The organism is Belnapia sp. F-4-1 (assembly GCF_000802185.1).
In the GTDB taxonomy this organism is placed as follows: Bacteria; Pseudomonadota; Alphaproteobacteria; order Acetobacterales; family Acetobacteraceae; genus Belnapia.
This window is the reverse complement of the sequence record NZ_KN676113.1, coordinates 2,862,886-2,887,014: the sequence shown is the minus strand read 5'-3', so window position 1 is coordinate 2,887,014 and position 24,129 is coordinate 2,862,886. Positions and strand designations below refer to the sequence as shown.

The 24,129-nt window shown below is 71.4% G+C and carries 27 protein-coding genes; 12 read left to right on the top strand and 15 right to left on the bottom strand.

Translation table 11 applies throughout. From position 1 onward, the window contains the following. Positions 1 to 31 precede the first annotated feature (31 nt). The gene (locus tag LH62_RS13540) at positions 32 to 406 is read right to left on the bottom strand and encodes a hypothetical protein (RefSeq protein WP_043362031.1); all 375 of its coding nucleotides are present in this window, start codon (positions 404 to 406) and stop codon (positions 32 to 34) included. A gap of 52 nt (positions 407 to 458) precedes the next feature. Between LH62_RS13540 and LH62_RS13535 the strand changes: the two genes are divergently transcribed. Both LH62_RS13535 and panC read left to right on the top strand, forming a co-directional pair. Continuing rightward, on the top strand, positions 459 to 1,001 hold the full coding sequence (locus LH62_RS13535; protein WP_043362028.1) for a hypothetical protein: 543 nt from the start codon (positions 459 to 461) through the stop codon (positions 999 to 1,001). 79 nt (positions 1,002 to 1,080) lie between these two features. Continuing rightward, positions 1,081 to 1,905, top strand: a complete 825-nt coding sequence (gene panC, locus LH62_RS13530; RefSeq protein ID WP_043362026.1) for a pantoate--beta-alanine ligase — start codon at positions 1,081 to 1,083, stop codon at positions 1,903 to 1,905. Positions 1,906 to 1,978: 73 nt separating this feature from the next. Here panC and LH62_RS31515 read toward each other — a convergent pair whose 3' ends face one another. The 4 genes from LH62_RS31515 to gluQRS all read right to left on the bottom strand — a co-directional run bounded on the left by LH62_RS31515 (position 1,979) and on the right by gluQRS (position 5,744). Beyond that, the gene (locus LH62_RS31515; RefSeq protein ID WP_201445495.1) at positions 1,979 to 3,076 is read right to left on the bottom strand and encodes a DUF4336 domain-containing protein; all 1,098 of its coding nucleotides are present in this window, start codon (positions 3,074 to 3,076) and stop codon (positions 1,979 to 1,981) included. Between the two features lie 7 nt (positions 3,077 to 3,083). Next, the gene (locus tag LH62_RS13520; RefSeq protein ID WP_160299836.1) at positions 3,084 to 3,809 is read right to left on the bottom strand and encodes a family 16 glycosylhydrolase; all 726 of its coding nucleotides are present in this window, start codon (positions 3,807 to 3,809) and stop codon (positions 3,084 to 3,086) included. 119 nt (positions 3,810 to 3,928) lie between these two features. Beyond that, positions 3,929 to 4,882, bottom strand: a complete 954-nt coding sequence (gene coaA, locus LH62_RS13515) for a type I pantothenate kinase (protein WP_043365790.1) — start codon at positions 4,880 to 4,882, stop codon at positions 3,929 to 3,931. 13 nt (positions 4,883 to 4,895) lie between these two features. Continuing rightward, positions 4,896 to 5,744 (bottom strand): tRNA glutamyl-Q(34) synthetase GluQRS, encoded by an 849-nt coding sequence (gene gluQRS, locus LH62_RS13510; protein WP_043362021.1) that lies wholly within the window; start codon positions 5,742 to 5,744, stop codon positions 4,896 to 4,898. Between the two features lie 44 nt (positions 5,745 to 5,788). Between gluQRS and LH62_RS13505 the strand changes: the two genes are divergently transcribed. Next, the gene (locus tag LH62_RS13505; RefSeq protein ID WP_043362019.1) at positions 5,789 to 6,448 is read left to right on the top strand and encodes an alpha/beta hydrolase; all 660 of its coding nucleotides are present in this window, start codon (positions 5,789 to 5,791) and stop codon (positions 6,446 to 6,448) included. A gap of 213 nt (positions 6,449 to 6,661) precedes the next feature. After that, on the top strand, positions 6,662 to 7,219 hold the full coding sequence (locus LH62_RS13500; RefSeq protein ID WP_043362017.1) for an HNH endonuclease: 558 nt from the start codon (positions 6,662 to 6,664) through the stop codon (positions 7,217 to 7,219). Here the strand turns inward: LH62_RS13500 and LH62_RS13495 are convergent. After that, positions 7,216 to 7,824: an HdeD family acid-resistance protein gene (locus LH62_RS13495; protein WP_052214407.1), complete on the bottom strand. Its 609-nt coding sequence runs from the start codon at positions 7,822 to 7,824 to the stop codon at positions 7,216 to 7,218. The two genes, LH62_RS13500 and LH62_RS13495, sit on opposite strands and share 4 nt — an antisense overlap. 165 nt (positions 7,825 to 7,989) lie before the next feature. Here LH62_RS13495 and LH62_RS13490 point away from each other — a divergent pair, with 165 nt between their 5' ends. Next, positions 7,990 to 10,008 carry a TRAP transporter fused permease subunit gene (locus LH62_RS13490; RefSeq protein ID WP_043362014.1) on the top strand — a complete coding sequence of 673 codons (2,019 nt, stop codon included), beginning with the start codon at positions 7,990 to 7,992 and terminating at the stop codon, positions 10,006 to 10,008. Positions 10,009 to 10,076: 68 nt separating this feature from the next. On the opposite strand, the gene purD is transcribed toward LH62_RS13490, so the two are convergent. Further along, the gene (gene purD, locus LH62_RS13485; RefSeq protein WP_043362012.1) at positions 10,077 to 11,345 is read right to left on the bottom strand and encodes a phosphoribosylamine--glycine ligase; all 1,269 of its coding nucleotides are present in this window, start codon (positions 11,343 to 11,345) and stop codon (positions 10,077 to 10,079) included. Between the two features lie 45 nt (positions 11,346 to 11,390). Between purD and xseA the strand changes: the two genes are divergently transcribed. From xseA to LH62_RS28385, 5 genes are all read left to right on the top strand, one after another. After that, positions 11,391 to 12,848, top strand: a complete 1,458-nt coding sequence (xseA, locus tag LH62_RS13480; protein WP_043362009.1) for an exodeoxyribonuclease VII large subunit — start codon at positions 11,391 to 11,393, stop codon at positions 12,846 to 12,848. After that, positions 12,845 to 13,651: a M23 family metallopeptidase gene (locus LH62_RS13475; RefSeq protein WP_043362007.1), complete on the top strand. Its 807-nt coding sequence runs from the start codon at positions 12,845 to 12,847 to the stop codon at positions 13,649 to 13,651. The genes xseA and LH62_RS13475 overlap by 4 nt, the downstream gene beginning before the upstream one ends. Positions 13,652 to 13,706: 55 nt before the next feature. Beyond that, the gene (locus LH62_RS13470; RefSeq protein WP_043362005.1) at positions 13,707 to 14,465 is read left to right on the top strand and encodes an SDR family NAD(P)-dependent oxidoreductase; all 759 of its coding nucleotides are present in this window, start codon (positions 13,707 to 13,709) and stop codon (positions 14,463 to 14,465) included. A 98-nt stretch (positions 14,466 to 14,563) separates the two neighbouring features. Further along, positions 14,564 to 15,259: an FkbM family methyltransferase gene (locus LH62_RS13465; protein WP_043365788.1), complete on the top strand. Its 696-nt coding sequence runs from the start codon at positions 14,564 to 14,566 to the stop codon at positions 15,257 to 15,259. Positions 15,260 to 15,270: 11 nt separating this feature from the next. Then, positions 15,271 to 16,152 carry a beta-1,6-N-acetylglucosaminyltransferase gene (locus tag LH62_RS28385; RefSeq protein WP_052214402.1) on the top strand — a complete coding sequence of 294 codons (882 nt, stop codon included), beginning with the start codon at positions 15,271 to 15,273 and terminating at the stop codon, positions 16,150 to 16,152. A gap of 21 nt (positions 16,153 to 16,173) precedes the next feature. Here the strand turns inward: LH62_RS28385 and LH62_RS13455 are convergent, their stop codons facing one another. Then, entirely contained in the window at positions 16,174 to 17,802 is a 1,629-nt protein-coding gene (locus LH62_RS13455; protein WP_201445494.1) for an ABC transporter substrate-binding protein, read from the bottom strand. Between the two features lie 113 nt (positions 17,803 to 17,915). On the opposite strand from LH62_RS13455, the gene LH62_RS13450 reads away from it, so the two are divergent. Next, entirely contained in the window at positions 17,916 to 18,455 is a 540-nt protein-coding gene (locus tag LH62_RS13450; RefSeq protein ID WP_052214400.1) for a cytochrome c, read from the top strand. A 9-nt stretch (positions 18,456 to 18,464) separates the two neighbouring features. Here the strand turns inward: LH62_RS13450 and LH62_RS13445 are convergent, their stop codons facing one another. Genes LH62_RS13445 through LH62_RS13425 form a run of 5 tightly spaced genes read right to left on the bottom strand, consistent with a single transcriptional unit; the run spans position 18,465 to position 22,170 of the window. After that, positions 18,465 to 20,090, bottom strand: coding sequence for a CopD family protein (locus LH62_RS13445; protein WP_043362002.1), 1,626 nt, complete (start codon positions 20,088 to 20,090; stop codon positions 18,465 to 18,467). Then, positions 20,087 to 20,599, bottom strand: a complete 513-nt coding sequence (locus tag LH62_RS13440) for a YcnI family protein (RefSeq protein WP_043361999.1) — start codon at positions 20,597 to 20,599, stop codon at positions 20,087 to 20,089. Before LH62_RS13440 ends, LH62_RS13445 begins: the two co-directional genes overlap by 4 nt. 15 nt (positions 20,600 to 20,614) lie before the next feature. Then, positions 20,615 to 21,097, bottom strand: coding sequence for a copper chaperone PCu(A)C (locus LH62_RS13435; RefSeq protein ID WP_043361996.1), 483 nt, complete (start codon positions 21,095 to 21,097; stop codon positions 20,615 to 20,617). A 26-nt stretch (positions 21,098 to 21,123) separates the two neighbouring features. Then, positions 21,124 to 21,738 (bottom strand): SCO family protein, encoded by a 615-nt coding sequence (locus tag LH62_RS13430; RefSeq protein WP_082012556.1) that lies wholly within the window; start codon positions 21,736 to 21,738, stop codon positions 21,124 to 21,126. A 60-nt stretch (positions 21,739 to 21,798) separates the two neighbouring features. Continuing rightward, on the bottom strand, positions 21,799 to 22,170 hold the full coding sequence (locus LH62_RS13425) for a DUF2946 family protein (RefSeq protein WP_043361993.1): 372 nt from the start codon (positions 22,168 to 22,170) through the stop codon (positions 21,799 to 21,801). 97 nt (positions 22,171 to 22,267) lie between these two features. Between LH62_RS13425 and LH62_RS13420 the strand changes: the two genes are divergently transcribed. Beyond that, a complete protein-coding gene (locus LH62_RS13420; protein ID WP_043361991.1) occupies positions 22,268 to 23,392 on the top strand; it encodes a hypothetical protein in 1,125 nt (374 codons plus the stop codon). 54 nt (positions 23,393 to 23,446) lie between these two features. On the opposite strand, the gene LH62_RS30335 is transcribed toward LH62_RS13420, so the two are convergent. Together LH62_RS30335 and LH62_RS31510 are read right to left on the bottom strand one after the other, a co-directional pair. Then, positions 23,447 to 23,728 carry a hypothetical protein gene (locus LH62_RS30335; RefSeq protein WP_144404476.1) on the bottom strand — a complete coding sequence of 94 codons (282 nt, stop codon included), beginning with the start codon at positions 23,726 to 23,728 and terminating at the stop codon, positions 23,447 to 23,449. A 146-nt stretch (positions 23,729 to 23,874) separates the two neighbouring features. After that, positions 23,875 to 24,090: a hypothetical protein gene (locus tag LH62_RS31510; protein WP_144404475.1), complete on the bottom strand. Its 216-nt coding sequence runs from the start codon at positions 24,088 to 24,090 to the stop codon at positions 23,875 to 23,877. Positions 24,091 to 24,129 lie beyond the last annotated feature (39 nt).

The following is a 24,129-nucleotide window of genomic DNA, read 5'->3' as shown; positions in this document are numbered from 1 at the left end:
CCCGTCGCCGGCATTGCATTACCGGCGGCGCTTACTGCCCTTCGGAGCCGGCTGGGAGGAAATACACGGCCCACACATCCAAAAGGCCGGACCCTGCATGCCGAACAGGGAGGCAGTCATGGAAGTCTCGAATTTCGAATTGCTTCTGAAGCCCCAATCCCCCGCGGCGCCAAGCGGCTCGATGGCGGTGGACCGCGTCCTCCAGGGATACTTCCTCGAGATCACCAATCTGGAGCCCGTGCCGCTGCGATACGCGCTGGAGTTCGTCATCTTTCCGCCGCCTGTCGGCACGCCGGAACCAGGCCTTCCGCAGCCTCGCCGGCAATACGCTCTGCATCGTCGATACCGGCGGCACCGACAACCGCTTCGGCGTGCTGAACGGGTCGCTCGCTTCCAGCGTCTTCACGCCCCGCTTCCCGACGGCCAGCCCGTCCCCCTTTCCAGCCGCCGGCGATCGGTTGATCACGGTTCCCGCCGGCGGCACGGCCCTCGTCGCGGTGCTGCCGAGCGCCTTCGGCGTGATCGACCCGATCGAGCCGACGCCGCTCGTCATGACGAATTTCGAGGTACGCGGCTTCGTCCGCATCCGGCTGCCGCCGATCTTCCGCAAACCTTTCCCGTTCCTCGGCCGGCAGCTCGACCGTCCGGCCCGGACATTGCTGACGCCGCAGAACCGCGCCACCTTCCTGACCGCCACCGGCGCCATCTCGGACCAGACGCAGACCGGCCTGCCCCTCGCCAGCGGCAAGGCGCTCAACGAGATCGTCCCGGAATCCTTCATCTTCCCGCCGCTGGCGACAAGCCTCGGCAGCGAGGACAGGACCATGCTCGCTGCCGAGTATCTCCAGAACATACCGCCGGAGATCCAGGCCGACTTGCTGGCCATGCTGCTGGCGAGGCTGCCCGAGGATGCCGACCTGCCGGAATTCAACCGCGCGCTTGCGGCACTCGACATCCCGCATACGGTCGAGCGGCGCCAGAAGTCCGGGCAGGCGCGGTAGCCTGCCCTTGGCCCGGGCTGCCGAGCTCCGGCTGCCCGGGCCCGCTTCCATGCGACGGGCCGACGGAATAGCCTTGGCCATGCGCATCGCCCGAGACCTGCCGAACCTCCGCCACGCCCTCGATGGCCTGGGTCCCGTCGCCCTGGTGCCGACGATGGGGGCGCTGCATCCCGGCCACCTTTCCCTGCTGGCGGCGGCGCGGCGCGAGGTGGGCGAGGCCGGCACCCTCATCGCCTCGATCTTCGTCAACCCGCTGCAATTCGGCCCGGGCGAGGATTTCAGCCGCTATCCGCGGCAGGAGGAGGCAGACCTCGCCATGCTGCGCGAGGCCGGCTGCGACCTCGCCTGGCTGCCGGGCGTCGAGGCCATGTATCCGCCCGGCCGCGCGACAACGATTCAGGTGGATGGCCCGTCCGAGGGCTGGGAGGGCGCCGCGCGGCCCCGCCATTTCCGCGGCGTCGCCACGGTCTGCGCCAAGCTCTTCCTGCAGACCGGCGCGCGGGTCGCCGCCTTCGGCGAGAAGGATTGGCAGCAGCTCCAAGTGATCCGGCGGATGGTGCGGGACCTCGACCTGCCGGTGCGCATCCTCCCCTGCCCGACTCTGCGCGAGGCGGATGGCCTGGCCATGTCCTCCCGCAACCGCTACCTCGACCCGGAGGCGCGCGGCCGGGCGGCGGCGTTGCCGGGCGCGATGCGGGCGGCGATCGAGGCGATGGCCCGCGGCACCCCCCCTGCCGCGGCGCTGGCCACGGCGCGGGCGGGGCTGGCGGCGGCCGGCTTCGCCCTCGACTACCTCGCCCTGGTGGAGCCAGAAAGCCTGCGCGAGCTTGAGGCACCGCCCGGCCGGCTGATCGCCGCCGCCCGCCTCGGCGGCGTGCGGCTACTCGACAACATGGCGGCCTGAGCACGGCGAGGGCGGTGGGTGCCATTCACCGCCGTTGCCAGGGTGAGCGCGGCGGCCCGGCGCCCGCCGCCCATCAGCCGAGCAGCCAGCGCAGCGAGCGGCGCAGCGCCGTGGTGCCGTACCGCTCGAACCAGCGGCCATGGGCGAAGATCACCCGGTCCGGCTCCAAGGCCAGCAGCCGCTCCGCCGCACGGGTCGCGGCACGGCGGCGCCAGCGGATGACGGCGCGCAGATAGGGCGGCGGCATCCCGTCCGGCGCCAGGCTGCCGAACAGCCGGGCGACGGGCCGCAGCAGCGCCGGCAGGCGCGGCGCCTCGAGGTTCAGCACCAAGTCCGTCAGCACCAGCGTCCGGCTCGGCTCGTGGAAAAGGGCAACCTCGTGGAAGCCGAAGCCGCCCGGCACGGTGACGAGGGTGATTGCCCCGCCCCAAGCCGCGGGCGGGCTCGGGTGCAGGTCGTAGTCGAGCCGCACCCGGCTGCGCCGCACCTGGCCGCGCTGGCGCAGGCCGGGCGCCGCCCAGGTCACCGCCTCGGGGAAGGCGCGCTGCCAGGCCTCGAGGAAGGTCCAGTGCGCGATATTCGGCGCCACCAGGTGCCGCACCGGACCAAGCCCGGCGAGCGCCTCGCCGAGCGCGGGCGAGAAGCGCGTCGGCGAATGCAGCAGCAGGCTGCCATCCGGCAGCCGCAGCACCGTCATCCGCACCGGCAGCTCGGTGCCGAGCGGTCCCTCCATCAGGCTGTCGACGATATGCACGCCCTCCGCCACCGGCTTCGGCACATCGAGCGGCGGATAGCCGGGCGGCGCCTCAGTGCCGAGCAGGCGCGGGCCGCTCGCCGCCCGGTCCTCGCTGAAGGCGACCACCGCCAGCTCGGCAAGTCCGAGGCCGATGAGCAGCGCCCGCGCCTGGCCCGGCTGCCGCCGCAGGGCGAGCCCGGCGCCGAGCAGCGCCGCCCCGCCCAGGGCATCCAGCCCCAGATGCTGCCGCATGGTGAGGCGGGGCCGCAGCCCCATCTCGTAATCCGTCACCGCCGAGTAGGAGCCGTGATAGGCCGCCGCCACGCCGAGCACCCCGCGCACCGGTGGCGGCAGCGCCCGCGAGGCGGCAAGGCCGCCCAGCATCGCCGCCACGCCGTAATCGATCAGCCCATGCTGCCGGCTCGGGATCAGCATGGCGCGGTCAGTAGAACCAGTAGCCGGTTGCCTCGTAATTGGCCGTCGCCCGGGCCGCGAGTGCGTACCAGTCGATCGGCTCCTCGGCGACGGGCGCCGGGGCCGGCTCCGCCACCGGAGCTGCCGGCACCGGCGCGGCAGCGGGCGGCGTGCCGCCGAGCGGCACGTAATCCACGTCCGTCACCGTCAGCGTCGTATCGGGGCTGTTGTTGAGCACGCCGATGACGTTGTTCATCCCGCCATGGTCGTAGTCGCGCGGGACGTATTCGCGGTCGATCGCGGTCACCTGGCCATCGATCAGCCAGGTCAGCTTCCCCGGCTCCCAGACGAGCTGGTAGCTGTGGAACACGCCGCCCTTGACGCCCTCGTGGAAGTGCACGCGGATGGCGTCCTCGCCATCGTTGTTCCAGTGCAGCGTGGCGTACTGCCGCCCGCTTCCGTCGTTGGCGACCTCGGCGAGGTTGATCTCCTGTCCTGGCCAGTTGTTGTCGCCGGGCCAGAGGATGATGGCGGACCCGGGCATGTTGCCGTCGAACTTCGCAGTCACCGTGTAGGTGCCGTAGCCATGGCCCGAGGTGGTGGCCAAGGCCGGCTCCATCATCCCGGCATTGCCGGTGAGCGTCACCTGGCCGGGGACGGAATAGTCGGCGCCCCAGTTGTCCGTCAGTGCCCCGTGGCGGATGTCGAAGCTCTCATGGAAGGGCACGTCGGTCTCGATATCGGTCGTTGCCATCATCATTGTCCCGGTCTTGCCGCTGCCGTCCTGGCTGGCGGCTCCCGTCCGCAACGCGCGGCAACCGGAAGGGTGCCTGCATGGCAGGCGGAACGAGGCATGGCAGCTGGATGGCGCAGCTACATCCGCCTCAGCCAGACCTGCTCGATCGCATGGTCGCGCCCCTTGCGCAGCACGAGGCGCGCGCGGTGCCGGGTCGGCTGGATGTTCTGCTGCAGGTTCGGCAGGTTGATGCTGCGCCAGATGCCCCGCGCCACTTCCTTCGCCTCGTCGAGCGGCAGGTCGCGGTAGTGGTGGAAGTAGCTGTCGGGGTTGGGGAAGGCGATCTTCTGCAGCAGCAGGAAGCGCTCGATGTACCAGGCCTCGATCTCGCCGATGGCGGCGTCGAGATAGACCGAAAAATCGAAATAGTCCGAGGCGACGACCGGCGCACCGGCCGCGTGCTGCAGCACGTTCAGCCCCTCGAAGATGACGATGTCCGGCCGGCGCAGCACCTGCATCTCGCCGGGGATAATGTCGTATTTCAGGTGCGAGTAGACCGGCGCCGCCACCTCCGGCTCGCCCGCCTTCAGCGCATTGAGGAAGCCGAGCATGCGCTTCAGGTCGTAGCTCTCGGGGAAGCCCTTGCGCCGCATCAGCCCCCGCTCCTCCAGCACCTTGGTCGGGTGGAGGAAGCCATCGGTCGTCACCAGCTCGACGCGCGGATGGTCGGGCCAGCGGGCAAGGATGGCGCGCAGCACGCGGGCCAGCGTGCTCTTCCCCACCGCCACGCTGCCGGCGATGCCGATGACATAGGGCGGCGGTGCCGCCTGGTGGCCGAGGAAGGCATCCTGCGCCATGGCCAGCCGCCGCGCCGCCCGGACCTGGAGGTTCAGCAGGCGGGAGAGCGGCAGGTAGATCTCCTGCACGTCGGCCAGCGAGACGGTTTCGTTGAGGCCCTTCAGCGCGGTGATATCGGCCCGCGTCAGGGAAAGCGGCGTACTGGCCCGGAGCCCCGCCCAGGCAGCGCGGTCGAAGACCCGGTAGGCGGGTTCGGCAAGGGGCGGGTCCTCGGGCGGCGGCACGGCATCCATGGCAACCATCGTGTCATGTGCCGGCGAATCCGGCCAGGGCACGCACCTCGGCCGGGCTGCGGCCAGCCTCCCGCAGGGCGCGGAGGCTGGGCGCCCCATCGCGCTTGGCGAGACGCCGCCCCGCCGCGTCGGTCAGCAGCCGGTGATGGGCATAACGCGGCTCCGGCCAGCCCAGCAGCACCTGGAGCAGGCGATGCAGATGCGTCGCCGGCTTCAGGTCCAGGCCACGGGTGACGAGCGTCACGCCCTGGAGCGCGTCGTCATGGGTCACGCAGAGATGGTAGCTCGCCGGCACCTCCTTTCGTGCCAGCACCGCATCGCCGAATTGAGCCGGGTCGCAGCGCAGCCGCCCCTCCCCCGCCTCCTCGAAGGACAAGCCGGCCGGGGCGAGGGCGAGCGCCGCCGCCATGTCGAGCCGGAGGGCATAGGGTGCGCCGGCTGCGATCCGCGCTTCGCGCACCGCGGGGGCGAGGCGCCGGCAGGTTCCCGGATAGAGCGGCCCGTCCGGCCCCTGCGGCGCGGCGCCAGCGGCCGCTACCTCGCGCGCGATCCCGGCCCTCGTGCAGAAGCAGGGATAAAGCAGCCCGCGTACCGCGAGCCGGTCGAGCGCCGCCCGGTACTCCGCCATGTGCCGCGACTGCACCCGCACCTCCCCCTCCCAGTCGAGGCCGAGCCAGGCCAGGTCCTCGAGGATGGCCACGGCGAATTCCGGCCGGCAGCGCGTGCCGTCGATATCCTCGGTCCGGAGCAGGAACCGCCCGCCGGCCCGGCGCGCTGCGCTCCAGGCCGTGAGCGCGGCATGGGCATGGCCGAGATGCAGCAGGCCGGTCGGGCTCGGCGCGAAGCGGGTGATGACAGCCATGGCCCGCCGGGGTAGCGGGTCGGGCGGCAAGGGAGCAAGCGACGATGGCAGGCCTCGACGGACCTCGATTCGGCGCCCAGCCGGGCCAGGCGCGGCAGCTGGTGGTGGTGCTGCACGGCCTCGGCGCCGATGGGCAGGATCTGATCCAACTCGCTCCCGACTGGGGGGAGGCCCTGCCCGGGGCCGCCTTCATCGCCCCCGACGCCCCGCATCCCTGCGACATGGCGCCCTATGGCCGGCAATGGTTCAGCCTGCAGGACCGCACCCCCGCCGCGATGGCCGCGGGTGTGGCGCAGGCGGCGGCTGCTCTCGGCCCGTTGGTCGAGGCGGAGCTTGCCCGATTCAGCCTGCCGCCCGAGGCGCTGGCCCTTGCCGGCTTCAGCCAGGGGGCGATGATGGCGCTTCAGCTCGGCCTTCGGCGGCACCCGACGCCGGCCGCCATCCTGGCCTATTCGGGCGCGTTGCTGGCGCCCGAGTCGCTGTCGGCGGACATCCTTGGCCACCCGCCGGTGCTGCTGGTCCATGGCGAGGCGGACGACATCGTCCCCGTCGCCGCCAGCCGCATGGCCGAGGCGGCGCTGCGGGCTGCCGACGTTCCGGTCGAGGCGCTCTACCGGCCCGGCCTGCCGCATGCCATCGACCCGGCCGGGATCGAGGCCGGCGCCCGCACCCTCGCCCGGGCCTTCGGCATGACAGGGGGATGAAAGAAAGCCGCCAGCCTGTTGCGCCGCGGCAACCGGACTGGCAAGAATGCGCCTATAGATCGGCGGCGCCACAGGATATGGGGCCTTTCCGCCGTGACAGGCCCCATGGCTTGTTGGCACCGCACCGAACAGGGAGCGGCGCTTGCCTGACGGCGATGGCTATCTCACTGGGTTGATCCCTCGGGCCTCCTTCCGCAAGGCAGGACGGCTCAGATGACCCATGTGTCGAACCTCCAGACCCTGGTGCTGAATGCGGACATGCAGCCGCTCAGCTGGGGTCCTCTCTCCGTCTGGTCCTGGCAGGATGCGCTGGTCGCCGTGCTGCAGGACCGGGTGAACCGCATCGTCGACTACGAGGTCGAGGCGCATTCGGCGAGCCAGTCCTTCGCCATCCCCTCGGTCGTCGCGCTGAAGCGCTTCCACAAGCGGCGCAAGGTCGCCTTCACCCGCTACCACGTCTTCCTGCGGGACCGGTTCAGCTGCCAGTACTGCGGCGAAACCCTGCCGGCGAAGGAGCTGACCTTCGACCATGTGGTGCCGCGCAGCAAGGGCGGCGTCTCCTCCTGGACGAATGTCGTCACCTGCTGCCAGCGGGACAACCTGTTCAAGGGCAGCCGCTCGCTGCGGGAAAGCGGCCTCCGCCTGCTCTGTACGCCGATCGAGCCGACGCCGCACCAGATCGACGAGGCGGCCAAGCGCCAGGCGCCGCGCGAGAAGCTGCACCGGACCTGGCAGGACTTCCTCTACTGGGATGCGAGCCTCGAAGCCTAGCCGCGTCCCATCGCCGGCCCATGCGGGTCATGCGCGACGCGCCGCAGCCGCCAGCCAAGGCCGAGCAGCACCGCCCCGGTCGCCACCGCCTGGATGGCGACCAGCCAGATCAGCGCCAGCAGCCCCGCGCCCGGCGCCGCGATCATCCAGGCGCCGATGAAGACCGAAATCGCCCCGAACAGTCCCATCAGCACGCTGCCGAGGCGGAAGGCCATCACCAGCCGCACCACCCCGGTGACGACCGACCAGGCCGCCACGAGGAAGACCAGCCCGATCGCCGAGGCGACCGGCGCCAGCAGCAGCGCCGCCGCGGCGACGAGCGAAAGGATGCCATCGACCCAGAACCAGGCGCCATGCCGCTCCGGCGGCCCCTTCACCGCCTGATACAGCGTGCCGGCCCCATCCAGCGCCATCCAGGCCGCGAGGCAGCCGAGGATCACCGCGAGACCAAGCCCCGGCACCATGAAGGCGAGCAGGCCGAAGAGGATGGCGAAGACGCCGCGCAGCATGAACATCCACCAGCCGCGCGCCATCAGCCGCACCAGCGGGAAGCGGCCGGTGAGGGTCATCGGGCCGGGTTGGGTCGGGGTCGGGGTCAGGGCCATGGGGGCTTCCCTTGCTATCCGCGCACTGACGCGCCACGGCGGGCCGCGATCATGCACCGGCTGGTGACAAATCCGTAGGGGATGGGCGAAGCACACGCCTCCGGGTAGATGGAGGCGCAACGGGGGAGGGCAAACTCTCCCTAGCCGGCAGGAGCCCGCCCGAGAATGAGCACCACCCTTCCGCCCGAAATAGCCCCGGGAGCGCTCGACGACCAGACCGCCGCCCGCGTCGAGGCGCTGATCGAGGAGGAGGAGGGGGCGCAGAACCGCTTCTCCGGCTGGCTCGGCTGGGTCGGCACCGGCGTGGCGCTGGCGATGGCGCTTTTCCATCTCTGGGCCGCCTGGGACATCGTGCCGACGACGACGCTCCGCTTCGTCCATGTCGGCTTCGCCATGGCGCTCGGCTTCCTGCTCTTCCCCGTGGCGCGGCGCTTCCGCCACCGCTTCATGCCCTGGGACTGGGCGCTGCTCGCCGCTGGCATCTACGTTACCTACTACCTCATCGCCGGCGGCGACGACCTGCTGGACCGCTACGTCTTCCCCGAGCCGATGGACCTCGTCATCGGCTGGATCCTCGTCGTGCTGGTGCTGGAGGTGACGCGGCGCGCCACCGGCTGGGTGATGCCGGTCGTCGCCGGGCTCTTCATGCTCTACGCCTTCTTCGGCAACCTGCTGCCGCCGCCCTGGCGCCACCAGGGCTACGGGACCGACCGGCTGATCCCGCACCTCACCATCACCCTCGACGGCATCTTCGGCACGGCGGTCGATGTCTCGGCCAGCCTCATCATCCTCTTCACCATCTATGGCGCCATCCTCCAGCTCAGCGGCGCGGGCAAATTCTTCGTCGACTTCTCCTTCTCCGCGACGGGCGGCAAGGCGACCTCGGCGGGGCGGACGGTGGTGCTCTCCTCCTTCCTGCTCGGCGGGCCTTCCGGCTCCGGCGTCGCCACCACCGTGACGCTCGGCACCGTCGCCTGGCCGATGATGCGGCGCGTCGGCTACCGGCCGGACGATGCGGGCGGGCTGCTCGCCGCCGGCGGGCTCGGCGCCATCATCTCGCCGCCGGTGCTCGGTGCCGCGGCCTTCCTGATCGCCGAATACCTCAAGATCGGCTATCTCGAGGTGCTGCGCATGGCCGCCGTGCCGACCGTGCTCTACTACGCCTCGCTCCTCTTCATGGTGGAGCTCGACCAGCGCCGCATCGGCGCCAAGCACGCCGCGGCCGGCACGGAGCGCGAGGTCATCTCGGTCGAGAGCCCCTGGGCGCTGACGAAGAAGTACGGCTTCCACTTCTCCTCGTTGCTGGCGATCGTCGTCTTCATGGTGCTCGGCTACTCGCCGACGCTCTCCGTGCTCTACGCCATGGTCGTCGCCGTGCTGCTCTCCTTCCTCCGGCGGGATAGCGCGCTCTGGCCGCGCAAGCTGGTGGAGGCGCTGGCCTCCGGCGCCGTGCAATCGGTCGGCATCGCCGCGACCTGCGCCTGCGCCGGCATCATCGTCGGCGTCATCACCCTGACCGGGCTCGGGCTGAAATTCAGCGAAATCGCCATCCAGGCAGCCGGCGGCAACCTCGTCATCACGGCGCTCTACACCGCGCTGATCGTCTGGATCGTCGGCCTCGCCGTGCCGGTGACGGCCAGCTACATCATATGCGCCGTGGTCGCAGCACCCGCATTGATCAAGCTCGGCGTGCCGGACTACGCGGCGCACATGTTTGTCTTCTACTACGCCGTGCTGTCCGAGGTCTCGCCGCCGACCGCCCTTTCCCCCTTCGCCGCGGCGGCAATCACCGGCGCCGGCCCCTACCGGACGACGCTCCAGGCCTGGAAATACACCCTGCCCGCCTTCGTCCTGCCCTTCGTCTTCGTCACCGACCCGGACGGCGTCGGCCTGTTGCTCGCCTTCAAGCCGGGCATGGGCTGGGGCGATGTGGCGTTGCAGATCTTCCTCGCCGCCGCCGGCCTCGCCGCCCTCTCCGCCGCCTGCCAGGGCTTCGCGCGGCGGGCCATGGCGGGGTGGGAGCGCGTGGGCTTCGCCGTGGCGGGCCTGCTGATGATCTTCCCGGCGCTGGTCGAAGCGGCCTTCGGCAATGCGGTGCCGGCGCCGCATTGGATTGGCGTGGCGCTGGGCGCGGTGCTGCTGGCGCTGCAATGGCGCGGTGCGCCTCGGGCGGCGACCGCCTGATACGAGAGGGGCTTCGCCCCTGTTGCCCTTTCCCCACCAAAGGCCGAAAGGCCTTTGGAAACTTCGAGTTAAAGGGCGCGATAAGCGATGTCGTGGCGACAGAAGCCCTCGGGCCAGTCGGTCGCATCGACGGCCCGATAGGCTGCGTCCCGCGCCGTCCGCACCGTCTCGCCAACCGCGGTGACGCCGAGCACCCGGCCGCCATTCGCCAGAACCGCCCCGTCCGGCCCCGCCACCGTCCCGGCATGGAAGATCTGCACACCGGGCACCGCCGCCGCCCGGTCCAGCCCGCGGATCGCCGTCCCCTTGCGATAGGCCCCCGGATATCCCTCCGCCGCCATCACCACGCAGAGGCTCGGCCGCGGGTCCCACTCCAGCGCCACCTCGGCCAAGCGCCCCTCCGCCGCCGCCAGCAGCGCAACCAGCAAGTCGGAGCGCAGCCGCACCATCAGCGCCTGGCATTCCGGGTCGCCGAAGCGGACGTTGAACTCGATCAGCTTCGGCCCCGCCTCAGTCAGCATCAGCCCGGCGAAGAGCACCCCACGGAACGGCGTCCCCCGCCGCGCCATCTCGGCGAGGCTCGGCAGGACGATGCGCTCCATCACCTCCGCCTCCAGCGCGGGGGTGAAGGCGGGCGGCGGCGAATAGGCGCCCATGCCGCCCGTATTCGGCCCGGTATCGCCATCGCCGACCCGCTTGTGGTCCTGCGCGGCGCCGAGCGGCACGGCCGTCTCCCCGTCGCAGAGGGCGAAGAAGGAGACTTCCTCTCCGACCAGGCATTCCTCGATGACGACGCTCGCCCCGGCCGCGCCATGGATGCGGCTCTCCATGATGTCGGCGATGGCAGCCTCCGCTTCGGCAACGCTCGCTGCGACGACGACGCCCTTGCCGGCCGCCAGCCCATCCGCCTTGACGACGATCGGCGCCCCGCGCTCCTGCAGATGGGCCCGCGCCGCCGCCGCATCCTCGAACCGCGCCCAGGCCGCGGTCGGCACGCCGGCGGCATCCGCCACTTGCTTGGTGAAGGTCTTCGACCCCTCCAGCGCCGCCGCTGCCTGGCTAGGCCCGAAGACCTTGATCCCGGCCGCGGCCAGGGCATCCGCCAGCCCGAGCGTCAGCGGCGCCTCCGGCCCGACCACCACCAAGTCGACCACCTCGGTCCTGGCGAAGGCGACGAGTCCGGCCACGTCTTCGGTCCCGACCGGCACGCATTCCGCCACCGCCGCGATGCCGGCATTCCCCGGCGCGCAATACAGCCGCCCGAGCAAGGGTGACCGGGCGATGGCCCAGCACAGCGCATGTTCCCGCCCGCCGCCGCCGACCACCAGCACCTTCATCGCCGCACCCTCCAAACCGCGGCGGCTCTAGCATAAGCTAGGGCGATGGACACACCCGCGCCGCGCGCCAACATTCCCGAATTCGCCGTCTCCGAAATCGCCGGGGCCATCAAGCGGACGCTGGAGGAGAGCTTCGGCCGGGTCCGCGTGCGCGGCGAGATCACGGAGCTGAAGCGCTACCCTTCCGGCCATATCTATCTCTCGCTCAAGGATGAGGCGGCGAAGCTCGAATCGGTCATCTGGAAGACCTCGGTCGGCCGGCTCTCGGTGAAGCCCGAGAACGGCATCGAGGTCATCGCCACCGGGCGCATCGGCACCTATGCCGACCGCTCGAAATACCAGCTCGTCATCGACAGGCTGGAATTCGCCGGCGAGGGCGCCCTCCTCGCCCGCATCGAGATGCTGCGGAAGCGCCTGCTGGAGGAGGGGCTGTTCGACCCCGGGCGCAAGCGCCGCCTGCCCATGCTGCCGGCCACCATCGGCGCGGTGACGAGCGAGCGCGGCGCCGTCATCCAGGACATCCGCACCACCATCGCCCGGCGCTTTCCCCGCCGCATCCTGCTCTGGCCGGTGGCCGTCCAGGGCCAGGGTGCGGCCGAGCAGATCGCCGCCGCCATCCGCGGCTTCGGCCGGCTGGAAGGGGCGATGCGGCCGGACGTGATCATCGTCGCCCGCGGCGGCGGCAGCCTCGAGGACCTGATGGCCTTCAACGAGGAGATCGTCGTCCGCGCCGCGGCCGAGAGCCCGATCCCCCTCATCAGCGCCGTCGGCCACGAGACGGACACCACGCTGATCGACTTCGCCTCCGACCGTCGCGCCCCGACCCCGACGGCGGCGGCCGAGATGGCGATTCCCGCCCGCACCGACCTTCTCGCCGACCTGGCGCAGACCGAGGCCCGGCTGCTCCAGCTCGGCCGTACCCTGGTCGAGCGGGCCCGCCGCCGCCTGATGTTGGCCGAGCGCGGCCTGCCCGACCTGCCCAACATCCTCGGCGCCATGCGCCAGCGGCTGGAGGACCGGGGCGAGCGCCTCGCCCTCGCGCTCCCAGGCCTCGTCCAGCGCAAGCGCGGCGAGCTGAGCCGCCTCGCGCCACGCCTGCCGCATCCGCGCGAGGGCATCGCTGCGCGCCGAGCGATGATCGCCCTGCTCCAGGCCCGCGGCCGCGCCGCGTGGGGACGGACCGAGGCCCGCAACCGCACGGCCCCTCCCCTCGCCCGCTTCAGCGCCACGCCCGTCGAGTCGCTGTTGCGCGAGAAGCGGCTGCGGCTGGAAGGCTTGGCGGCGCGGCTGGAAGGCGGGTCCTTCCAGTCCGTCCTGTCCCGCGGCTTCGCCTTGGTGCGCGATGCCGAGGGTGCGCCGATCACCAGCGCAGACGCCATCCCGGCCGGCGGCCGTCTCGTCCTCACCTTCGCCGATGGCGAGGCGCAGGCGACGGCCGATGGCGCGAAGCCGCCCGGAAAGCGCAGGTCACGCGACAAGCCAGCGCAGGAGACCCTGCTATGATCCGTCGCCGCACCGCCCTCGCCCTCCCCGGCCTGTTGCTCGCCCGCCCAGCCTTCGCCGTGCCGGCCGAAGGGCTGGTCCAAGGTGGTCTCGTCCGCGGCCGCGTCGCGCCGGGGACGCGGCTGGCGCTGGATGGCAAGCCCATCCGCATCGGGCCGGGCGGCGAGCACGCCTTCGGCTTCGGCCGCGACCATGCGGCGGAGGCGACGCTCACCGTCACCCCGCCCGGCGGGCGGCCGGAGGCGCAACGCCTTGCCATCGCCCGGCGCGACTGGCCCGTGCAGCGCATCACCGGCCTCCCCCCGGCCCAGGTGACGCCGGACCCCGACGCCCTCCGCCGCATCACGGCCGAGCGTGAGCGGCTGGCCGCCGCCCGCACCACCGACAGCGCCCGCACCGATTTCGCTGCCGTTTTCCTACTGCCGGCGCATGGCCGCATCAGCGGCGTCTTCGGCAGCCAACGCATCCTGAACGGCGAGCCGCGCCAGCCGCATTATGGCTTCGACATCGCCGCCCCGACCGGCACCCCGATCCTGGCCATTGCCGCCGGGCAGGTGGTGCTGGCGGCGGATTTCTTCTTCTTCGGCCGGCTCACGGTCATCGACCACGGGCATGGGGTGAACAGCCTCTACGCCCATCAATCGGCCCAGCATGTGGCGGAGGGCGAGCGCGTCGGCGCCGGCCAGCAGATCGGCGCGGTCGGCGCCACCGGCCGCGCCACCGGGCCGCACCTGCATTTCGGGCTGTCCTGGTTCTCGACCTGGCTGGATGCCCAACCCGTCCTGCCGCCTGTCACCGGGTGAAACCACGGCGCGCATCGGCGGTTCAGGCCACGTGACCAACGAGGAGCGCCCCTGCATGAGCGGCACCGCAGCCTTCGCTCAATATCCCAGCCTCCAGGGCCGGGTGGTGCTGATCACCGGCGGCGCCAGCGGCATCGGCGCCAGCATGGTCGAGCATTTCGCGACCCAGGGCGCGCGGGTCGCCTTCCTCGACTTCGACCGGGAGAACGGGGCGAAGGTCGCCGAGCGCACCGGCGCGCTCTTCCTGCCCTGCGACCTGCGCGACATCGCCGCCCTGCGCGCCGCCGTCGGCGAGATCAGGGTGAAGCTTGGCCTCGTCACCGTGCTGGTGAACAACGCCGCCCGCGACGACCGGCATGGCTGGGAGACGGTCGAGCCCGATTACTGGGACGAGCGGATGCAGACCAATCTCCGCCACCAATTCTTCTGCGCCCAGGCCGTGGCGCCGATGATGATCGAGGCCGGCGGTGGCTCCATCGTCAATCTCGGCAGCGTCTCCTGGATGAAGGCGCAGGGCGGCATGCCGGCCTACACCACCGCCAAGGCCGCCGTCCGCGGCCTGACCCGCGGCCTAGCCCGCGACCTTGGCCCGAGCAAGATCCGGGTGAACGAGGTGGTCCCCGGCTGGATCTTCACCGAGCGCCAGCTGGAGAAATGGGCAAACCCCAAGGACGAGGCCGCGAATATGGACCGGCAATGTTTGAAGGAGCGGCTCTATCCGCCGGACATCGCCCGCATGGTGCTCTGGCTCGCCGCCGATGACAGCCGGATGGTGACGGCGCAGCATCTCGTCGTGGATGGCGGCACGGTCTGACCGCGGGCCGGGGAGATGCCCCGGCCCATTCTCGCCATGCCATTCTTCACGGTACCGTGTTACCCCTCCGCCGGAGAGGGCGCGGAATGGAGGATGGCATGAATCGTCAGCACGGCAGCGTCGTGACCGCCACGATCGCCGGCCGGGAGGTCCGCTTCTTCGTCGAGGACGAGCGGGACGTCATCCAGCAGTATCACGCCATCGGCCAGTTCTACGAGGTCGAGGAACTCCGCATCATCGAGGAATTCTTTCCGAAGGGCGGCGTCTTTGTCGATATCGGCTCGAATGTCGGCAACCACTCCCTCTATGTCGGGATGTACCTTCACCCGCAGCAGGTCATCGTTTTCGAGCCGAATCCGCCGGCCATCGCCATCCTGACGCTCAACCTCGCCCTTAACGGCCTGCAACGGGTGGCGGACCTCACTTATCTCGGCATTGGCCTCGCCGATGTGCCGAGCCGTGCGCAGGCCAGGGTGCCCGAGGGCAATCTCGGCGGCACCTGGCTCGCCCCCACCCAGGACGATGGCGCTCTGGCGCTGATCCGCGGCGACGATGCCCTGGCCCGGCGCCGGGTCGATTTCCTCAAGATCGATGTCGAAGGGATGGAGATGCAGGTGCTGGCCGGGCTGCAGCAGACCATCGCCACCTGGCGCCCGGCGATTTTCATTGAGATCGAGAACCGCAATGCCGAGGCCTTTCAGGCCTGGGCCGGGCGGCAGGGCTACCGCATCGAGCGCCGCTTCCGCCGGTACGAGGTGAACGAGAACTACCTCGTCCTCCCCGCCGAGGCCTGAGCTGCCGGCCGATGACGCTCTGCTGCCTGATCCTCGCCCATGCCAAGCCCGTCGTGACCGCGCGCCTGGTCCGGCGGATGCTCGGTGCCGGCATCGCCTGCCATGTCCATGTGGATGCCAAGGCCGATCTCGCCCCCTTCCGGCAGGCCCTCCCGGCGGAGGCGCATCTGCTGCGCGACCGGGTCGAGGTCTGGTGGGCCGGATTCTCGATGATCGAGGCGGTCTGCCGTCTGGCCGAGGCGGCGCTCGCCGAGCCGGCGCATACGCATTTCCTGCACCTCTCTGGCGACACCTACCCGATCAAGCCGATGCCGCGGCTGATCGAGATGATGACCGCCGATGCCGACTGGATCGACAGCGGAGAAGTTCCCCCGGGCGACCCCATCCTCAGCCGCATCGAGTGCTGCTACCTGCCGGATTGCGCCATCGGCAACCTGAGCCAGCGCGAGTCCTATACCGACCGCCACCTCGATGCCGCCACGGTTGGCAGGCTTGATGACTTCGCCCGCGCCTTCGCCATGAAGCAGGCCGGGCGCTTCCCCTGGCGCTATGCCAAGGGTGCGAATTGGTGGCTGCTGCGGCGCGAAACGCTGCTGCGCTGCCTCGATGTCTACCGGCACCGGCCGGAGATCGTCGACTGGTTCCGCTACTCCGCCCATCCCGACGAGAGCTTCTTCAACTCCGCGGTGCTGAACCTCTTCGGCAAGCCTTCGCCGCTCGGCTGCCCGATCTTCGCCCTGTGGGACCGCCAGCCGCGTCCCTACGAGTTCCGCACGGCGGAGGACCTGCCGCTCCTGCGCACCGCCTGGCAGCCACTTGCCCGCAAATTCGCCGCCGACAGCCTGCCGCTGCTGGAGGCGATCGATACCGAACTGGGGGTGGCGCCTGCCTGAACCAGGCGCCGCCCCGCGCCCTCAGCCGCCGACCCGGACCGGCGTCAGGTCCTGGAACCAAGACCGCGCCTGCACGAAGCCCTGCACCCGCCGGTTCATGGCACGCGGATTCAGGTCATGCGCGACGAAGAGGAAGAGCACGTCGTCCACGATCTTCGCGTGCAGCTCGGCGACCAGCCGGGTCTGCGCCGCCGGGTCGAATTCGGCGAGGATCCGGCCGATCAGCGCATCGTAGTCCGGGTCGGCGAAGCCGCCCCAGTTGTTCCCCGCCGGCGGCGTCAGGTCGGAGCGCAGGAAGCGGATCATCGCGGTGAACGGGTCGATCGCGGTGAAGGAGATGTTGATCCCGGTGATGCCGCGGTTGGAGGGCGCCTTCCAGCCGTCGCGCCAGATAGTCAGCAGCGTGTTCCACTCGAACACCTCGAACTCGATCTCGATGCCGATCTCCTTCAGCATCTGCTGCACGGCCTCGTTCATCGCCATCGGCTGCATCTGGCCGGAGCCGCTGGTGGAGATGCCGATCTTCGTGCGCAGTGGGTTGCGCGGCGAGAACCCTGCCTCCGCCATCAGCTTCTTCGCCGCCGGCAGATCATGGGTCCATTTGAATTTCGGCACGCTGTTCCACGGATCGCCGAGCGGGAGCAGGCCGGCGCCCTCATCCATCAGCCCGCCGAGCATGTCCTTCATCGCCGCCCGGTCGATGGCGAGGTTGGCCGCGCGGCGCACCCGCACGTCGCGCCAGGGCGAGCCCTCGGCCGTCGCCAGCTGCCAGGTCCAGTTGTGCGGGTATTGGTTGGTCACGATGGTGAAGCCGGCCTGCCGCAGGCTCGGCACCGCATCGGCCGGCGGCGCCTCGATCCAGTCCACCTGGTTGGAGCGCAGCGCGGCGACGCGGGTATTGGGCTCGGCCAGCGGCAGCAGCACCAGCCGCTCGCATTTCGGCACCCGCTTCGCGTCCCAGTACTCGGCATTGCGGGTGAGGACGGCGCGCTCGCGGATGTTGAAGCTTTCCAGCCGCCACGGCCCGGTGCCGACCGCCTTCGCCATGTAGGCATCCCAGTTGCGCCCCGCGGCTTCCCAGGCGCCCTGCTGGACAATGCCGATCCAGCTCACGCCATAGGGCAGCGTGCTGTCGACCGTCCGGGTCTCGATGGCGATGGTCCGTTCATCCACGGCCTCCCAGGCGACGACCGTCGGCACGCGGACCCGGCCGAAGGCGGCGGCGCGCTGGTCGAAATGCGGCGCATCCGTCTTCAGCACGCGGTCGAACGAGAAGACCACATCCTGTGCGGTCAGCGGCTTGCCGTCGTGGAATTTCACTCCCTGGCGCAGGGTGAAGGTCCAGCGTTTCGGGTTGGCCGGATCGACCTTCCACTCGGTCGCAAGCCCCGGGACCAGCACCGCCGGCGCATCGGCCTTGGAGAGGTCCCAGTGCACCAGCTGGTCATAGAGCGTGACGCCCATGAAGCGGTGCCCCTCGGCGCCCTGGTCCGGCACGCCATTGGTCAGCGGCACCGCGGCCGCGGTCATGCCAACGCGGAGTGTGCCGCCGGCCGCCTGCGCCTGGGCCAGGTCGAAGGGCAGCGCGCCGGCGGCGAGCAGCGTGCCGGCACCGCGCAGCAAGCCGCGACGCCTGAGATGCATGTCCATGGTGATCCCTCGCTCCCGAAAATCCGATGCAGGCCGCCATGCAATTTCGTGACCAGAACGCGGGTGGGCGGCCGGACCTTCCGGCCTGCGGGGTCGCGTCCTAGTCTGCCGCCATGCCCGAGCACCGCCGGACGACCGCCTTCCTTCCCCGCCTTGCAATCCTGGCCGGGATTCCGCTCGCCCTGGGCGCCGGGGCGGCGGAACCCGAGGCGGAGGCCGCTCGCGGCGAGCGCCTCTACGCCACCGAATGCGCCAGCTGCCACGGCCGCGCGCTCGAAGGCCAGCCCCGCTGGTGGCAGGCGGATGCCGCGGGCCAGGTGCCGGCCCCGCCGCTCGATGGCAGCGGCCATGCCTGGCAGCATCCCGACGCGCAGCTTTACGAGTTCATCGCCCACAGCATGGTCGGCGTGGCGGGCCCCGGCTATCGCTCCGCCATGCCTGCCTTCGCAGGACGGCTGGCGGAGGAGGACATCCGCGCCGTCATCGCCTTCATCAAGAGCCGCTGGCCGGAGGGCACACGCGCGGTGCAGACGGCCCTCAACCCCGGCGGCGAAGAGGCCCTTGCCGTCCTCTTGCAGCAGGGCGGCGATTGGACCTTCCCACCGGATTGCCTTGACCCCGCGCAGCGCGCCTCCCGCGGCCCTGCCCGGTAGGACCGGACCTCAGCGCCCGGCGTCCGGCGGCAGGTCGAGCCCGACCGCCAGCACGACCTGCTCGAAATCGCTGACCAGCACCTCCACCCGCACCGACCACCGCCCCGGCAAGGCAAATTCGGGCCCTTCATGCACGAAGCGCCCGGCGCCCTCGGGCCGCAGCCGGCGGCGGAACGGCCCGATGCCCGCCTCCGCACGCTCCAGTTCGGCCCAGATCTCGAGGGGTGGCAAGGCCTCGCCCGAGGCACGGCCGAGCGTGACCACCAGCCGGTTGGATCCGGCCCGGCCCGGCAGCAGCTCGACGAGGGCGGCCAGGCCGCCTCCTTCCGTCGCCACGGCGACGTCCTCCGCGGCTGCATGGTGCATAGGCATCGCCGCATGGGGCGGCGGCGTGCGGCCCAGCGCGGCGGTGAGGCCGAGCACCGCGGCGGCCACCACCATTTCCGCCAGGATGCTGCGCGACAGGCGTCGTGCGCCATCCTCCCGCATAGTGAGGGCAGGGCTCAGCCGCTGCCGGTTCAGCCCGGCCAGCGCCAGCAACAGGAGGAAGCCGACCGCCTTCGCCAGCACCAGCTGCCCATAGTCGCTGCCGACCACCTCACCCAGCGAGCCCAGGCGCAGTGCCCCGAGCACCACCCCCGCCAGCAGCAGCGCCGCCACGCCAGGCAGGGCAAGCCGGGAGAACCGCTCGACCACCGGAGCGCAGGCCGCTCCTTGCCCGGCCAGCAAGGCGCGGAGCGGCCAGAGGCTGCCGATCCAGAAAGCGGCCACCAGCCCGTGCACGGCGAGTGCCGCCGCCGCCAGCCAGCGCGGCTCGGCGGTGGCGGCATGGCCCGCCAGGGGTAGGCCGAGCGCCACAAGCAGCGCACCTCCCGCCCCCGCCCAGCGTGCGGCCGGATGCCGCATCCAGGCCACGGCCGCCACCAGCCCGAATCCCGCCGCCGCGAGGCCGAGGCTCGCCGCTGGCGATACCGCCAGCCCGGCCCGCCAGACGGCCGGATCGAGCAGGTCATCCCACCCCACCCCCGCCAGCAACCCGCCCTGCGCCCCGAGCGAGAGCAAGGCCGCCCCGAGGCCGAGGAGCCCGGCCCAGCCCATCCCTCGCACGACGTGCCGCGGCGGCTCGGCGATCAGCAGCCGGAACAGCGCGGCGCCCGGCCCGGCCACCAGCGCCGCGTAGAAGACGAGCCGCAGCCCTTGCAGCACCCGCGCCCAGGCCGTCGCCCGGCCGTCCTCGGCCGGCGCCGTGGCCGGTGCCGCCGCGACCCCCACCCCGAAGGCCAGCGCGCCGGCGATGGGATGGCCATCCGCCGACACCACCCGCCAACCGAGCAGGTAGATGCCCTGGCCGAGCCCCGGCGGAAGCCGCGCGCTCAGCACCGGCCCCGGCCCGGGCAAGGCAGGCAGCGCCAGCGCCGCGCCATCGGGCCCAACAATCCGCAGCGAGAGCGGCGTCACCGCTTCGTCGAAGCGCAGCGTCACCTCGGCCGGTGCCTCGGCGAGGCTCGCCCCGTCCTCGGGCACCGCCGCCACCAGCGCGGCATGGGCCCGGACCGCCCCCGGCGATGCCAGCCAGGCCGCCAGCAGCAGGGCCGGCAGGCGCGCGCGCCACCCGCCCCGGCCCGGTGGCCTCACGGCTTCGGCGTCAGCCGCAGCCCATAGGCCGGCCAGCGCGGCGCCGGCTGGCCGGGCTCGGCGCGTTCGATCCAGCGGGTAGCGGCGCCCCCCTCGCATTCCTGGATGAAAGGGAACCAGAGCGATTGGCCCGCCCGGTCCGGCGTGCGGACCATCAGCAGGAACTCGTCGAACTGGTCGTCCGGCAGCGGCCCGCCACGCCAAGCGATCTCCTTCACCGTGGAGGCGGCCGCGCCATGCTCGCCACGGCCCGGCGCCGGCTCGCCCGGCAGGATGGTGAGCGCCCAGCCCGGCTTCGGCGCCGGCCGCACCGAGGTCAGGCCCTCCGGCACCGCGAGGCGGATTCCGGTGGTCGCCGCCCCGGCGCAGCCATGCGGCACGCGGATGGCGAGGCGGACATAGCTGTCGGCCGGCGCCTCGGCGCGGTCGAGGGTGACATGCGCCGCCACCGGCAGGGCGGCGAGGCCGACCAGCAGGGCAAGGCCGGCGAGTCCGTGACGCAAGGTCATGATCGCTCCCCCTCCTCAGCGCGGCATGGCGGAATGGCCCGCCATGCCGCCGGCCCCGGCGCCCTGGACGGCGAGTTCGACCGCGACGCTGCCCGCATGTTCGAAGAACAGCGTCACCGGCACGCGCTCGCCCTGGCTCAGCGGCCGGTTGAGGCCGATGAGCATCATGTGCAACCCGCCCGGTTGCAGCTGCACCGCGCCATGCGCCGGCAGGTCGATCGCCTGCACCGGACGCATGCGCATGACGTCGCCGTCGCGCACCGTGGCATGCAGCTCGACCGCCCGCGCCACCGGGCTGGAGGCGGAGACCAGCCGGTCGGCGGCCGCGCCGCGATTCTCGATCCGCATGAAGGCGCCGCCGACGCCGCCCTGCACGGCGGCCCGCGCCCAGGGCTGCTCGACGGCTATGCCGCCCGCCTCCTGCGCGGCAAGGGGAAGGGCGAGGCCGCCGGCGGCGGCGAGGGCGATGGCGAGGCGGCGCAGGGTCGGAGCGGGCATGGCGACTCTCCAGGAGCGGCGATGGATCACGGGAGCCTCCGGCGCAGCGCCGCGGCGAGGTTCTCGGCGGTGGTGCCGGGCCGGAACAGGGCCCGCACCCCGCCATCCGGGTCGAGCAGGTAGATGAAGGAGGAATGGTCCATGAGGTAGGCGTCCCCACCACCGTCCCCTGGCCGGGCCCTGGCGTAATAGACCCGGTAGGCCCGCGCCGCCTGCGCCACCTGCGCCGCGCTGCCGGTCAGGCCGATGAGTTGCGGATGGAACAGCGCGACATAGTCGGCCAGCCGCTCCGGCGTGTCGCGCTCAGGGTCGATGGTGACGAAGACCGGCCGCACCCGCGCCCCGAGCTCCGGGCCGAGCGCATCCAGCGCCGCGGCCATGGTCTGCAATTCGGTCGGACAAACATCGGGGCAGGAGGTGTAGCCGAAATAAAGCAGCGCCCAGCGGCCGCGTAGGTCACCGTCGGCCACTGCCCGCCCGGCCTGGTCGGTCAGCGAGAAGGCACCGCCAAGGGCGACGCCCTGCGGCAGGGTGGTCTCGCCCGGCACGGCGGCAGGCGGTCGGTCAGAAGGTTGCGCATGGGTGGCAGGCGCGAGGAACAGCGCCAGGGCAAGGCCCGGCGCGAACAGGTTTCGGTGCATGATGGATGATGTCCTGACAGCGAGGATCGGCAGGCCCGGAGGCCCGGCGGCGGATCGGCGTCAGGCGGTGGGCGGGGCCCTCGGCTGCTGGGGCGGGGCACGCGGTGGCGCGACCGGAAGCCCCTCACCCCCCGACGGCGGCTGCCCGGCCGGCCAGACGACCGGCAGCGCCAGGACGGGCGGGGCCGGCCCCTCGAGCGCGACGGGGCCGCAGCAGCCGGGGCAGAGCCCGTGCTTGGCCGCCGGCTGCGGCACCGGCCGCCCCTCATCGTCCAGCACGGCGGTGGTCAGCCCCTCCGCGCCGCAGATGACGACGCTGTGCCCGCCGGCGAAGCGAGCCAGCGGCCGCATCCCATGCTCGAAGACGAGCCCCCACTGCACCAGGAGCAGCAGGGCGAGCAGGCGCGCAAAGGAGGGCCGGAGCCGGATCATCCTGCGCTTCCCTAGCACGCGACCGCCGCTCCGACCAATCGCGCCTGTCCGAGGGCCGCTGGCCTGCGTTAAGCCGCCTGGGCTTCGGGAGGCGCGGATGCCAGGATTCACCAGCCAGCAGGAGGAGGAGGTCGAGGCGGCGACCGCCCTCGCCATCGATGTGGCGCCGCTGCTCGACGCCGTCATCCTCACCCATTACCGCGATGCCGATACCCTCGACCTGATGCGCCCCGGCGAGGCCGAGCTCGAGACGACCCAGGCGGTGAACCGCGCCGTGGCGTCGGAGCTCGACCTCGAAGGGGTCGAGGTCATCGTCCAGCGGGCCGACCGCGCCGCCTTCCGCCGATGGATGCAGGGCCGTGAGGACACGCCGGAGAACCGCCGGGCCTGGATCGACCGCGCGCGGCTGGTCCGAGGCGCCGCGGCGCTGCGCCTGCTCGGCCTCGATGTCGAGGAGGATGAGGCCAACGCCGAACCGCCTGCCTTCGGCTTAGCCCCTGGCCCGGCCGCCGACCGCCTGCTGGCCGCCTATTTCGAGGATGGCGACCAGTTCCGCGACCTGACGCAGGCGATCCTGGAGGCCGGGCGCCTCGATATCCTCGACCTTGCCCGCCGCAAGATCAACGAGCGCCAGGGCGAGGACGGCATGACCGAATTCGGCGGCGCCCTGCTGGCACTGGCGGAGAGCGGCACGGCCGGCCCCGCGGGCTGGGCCGCGCTGGTGGCCCTGCCCGTCGCCCTGCCCACCGGGCAGGCCCCCGACGCGACCGCCCTGGCGGAGAGCCTGCTCGCCAGCGGCTTCTTCACCGAGAGCGAGGAGGTCCGCTTCCTGCCCGGCTGGCGCTCGCCGCAGGCGCTGGCCGGGCTCGATGCCGCGGCAATGCGCCGCATGCTGCTCGACCTCGTCGAAGGGCGTGAACCCGCCGACCTGCCGCCGGGCGACACGGACGACCTAGCCCGCCATGGCTTCGGCCTGCTGCTCGGGGTGCAGTTCGACTGGAGCATCCCGACTTGGGAGCAGATTGCCGCCGCCGGCGGGCTGCCGGACGAACCCGACCCGGAGGCGGAAGCGATGCGTCGTGCCGCCCTGTTCCAGCGCTGGCGGAGCGTCGCCTTCCGCGAGCAGGGCGGATGCGTCCCGCTCGAAGTCGTGCCGCCCTCCGAGGTCGGGAGCGAGATCGCCGAGTTTCTCGCGGAGGCCGGTGATCCGCCCGAACCATGAAGTCGGTCGAGGCGACGTCGGGAGCACGCTCAATGGAAGGGTGAATGGGGACGGCTATTTATAAACCTGCTCGATGCCTTCACCGACCATCGAAGCGATACCTTGCCCCGGCAAGGAGCCTCCGCCGCCGCTTCCTGTCGTCACGGCCAGCCGCTTCGATAATGTGAACGCCGTCACGGGCGGGCGCAGCGCTTGGCGGATGCACAACGCGAAGTTGCGTGGCGTCCTTCGCTGCCGCTTCCTGGCGACGATGTTGCCCGTGCCCGGGCAGTGGCCACCGACGCCCTCCTCGGCCGAGGCGCAAGCGCCACGGTCCCAGCCGACGGCGGTTGGCATGTCTTGCCACTGTGCCGATTGCGGTGAAGGTTCCCTCCTTATTCATCACATTTGACACCAATCCGCAGCGGATCGCCGCCTGAAGGCGCCGCAATGCTGATGAACAGGCCCGTCGGCACAGTATATCGCTCGGGCTCGAACAGCCGTTACATGCCGCTGGCCTTCGGCTTGTTATGCGGAATTACACGCATCACCGGCTGCATCGGCTTGGTCTTGTCTGGGACGTACGACAGCGCCATGCCAAGATGGCGCCCCTTTAACATTCCGGCAAAACCACTGTCTGGCGTGAAACGAGATGATCCAGTGGTGCCAAGGCTCGGTGTGACTGCAGCCGTGAGGCAAGCGGGCGGGAAAGGCAGCATCACGTTAAAAATCCACAACCATACCGAGACCAACACGAA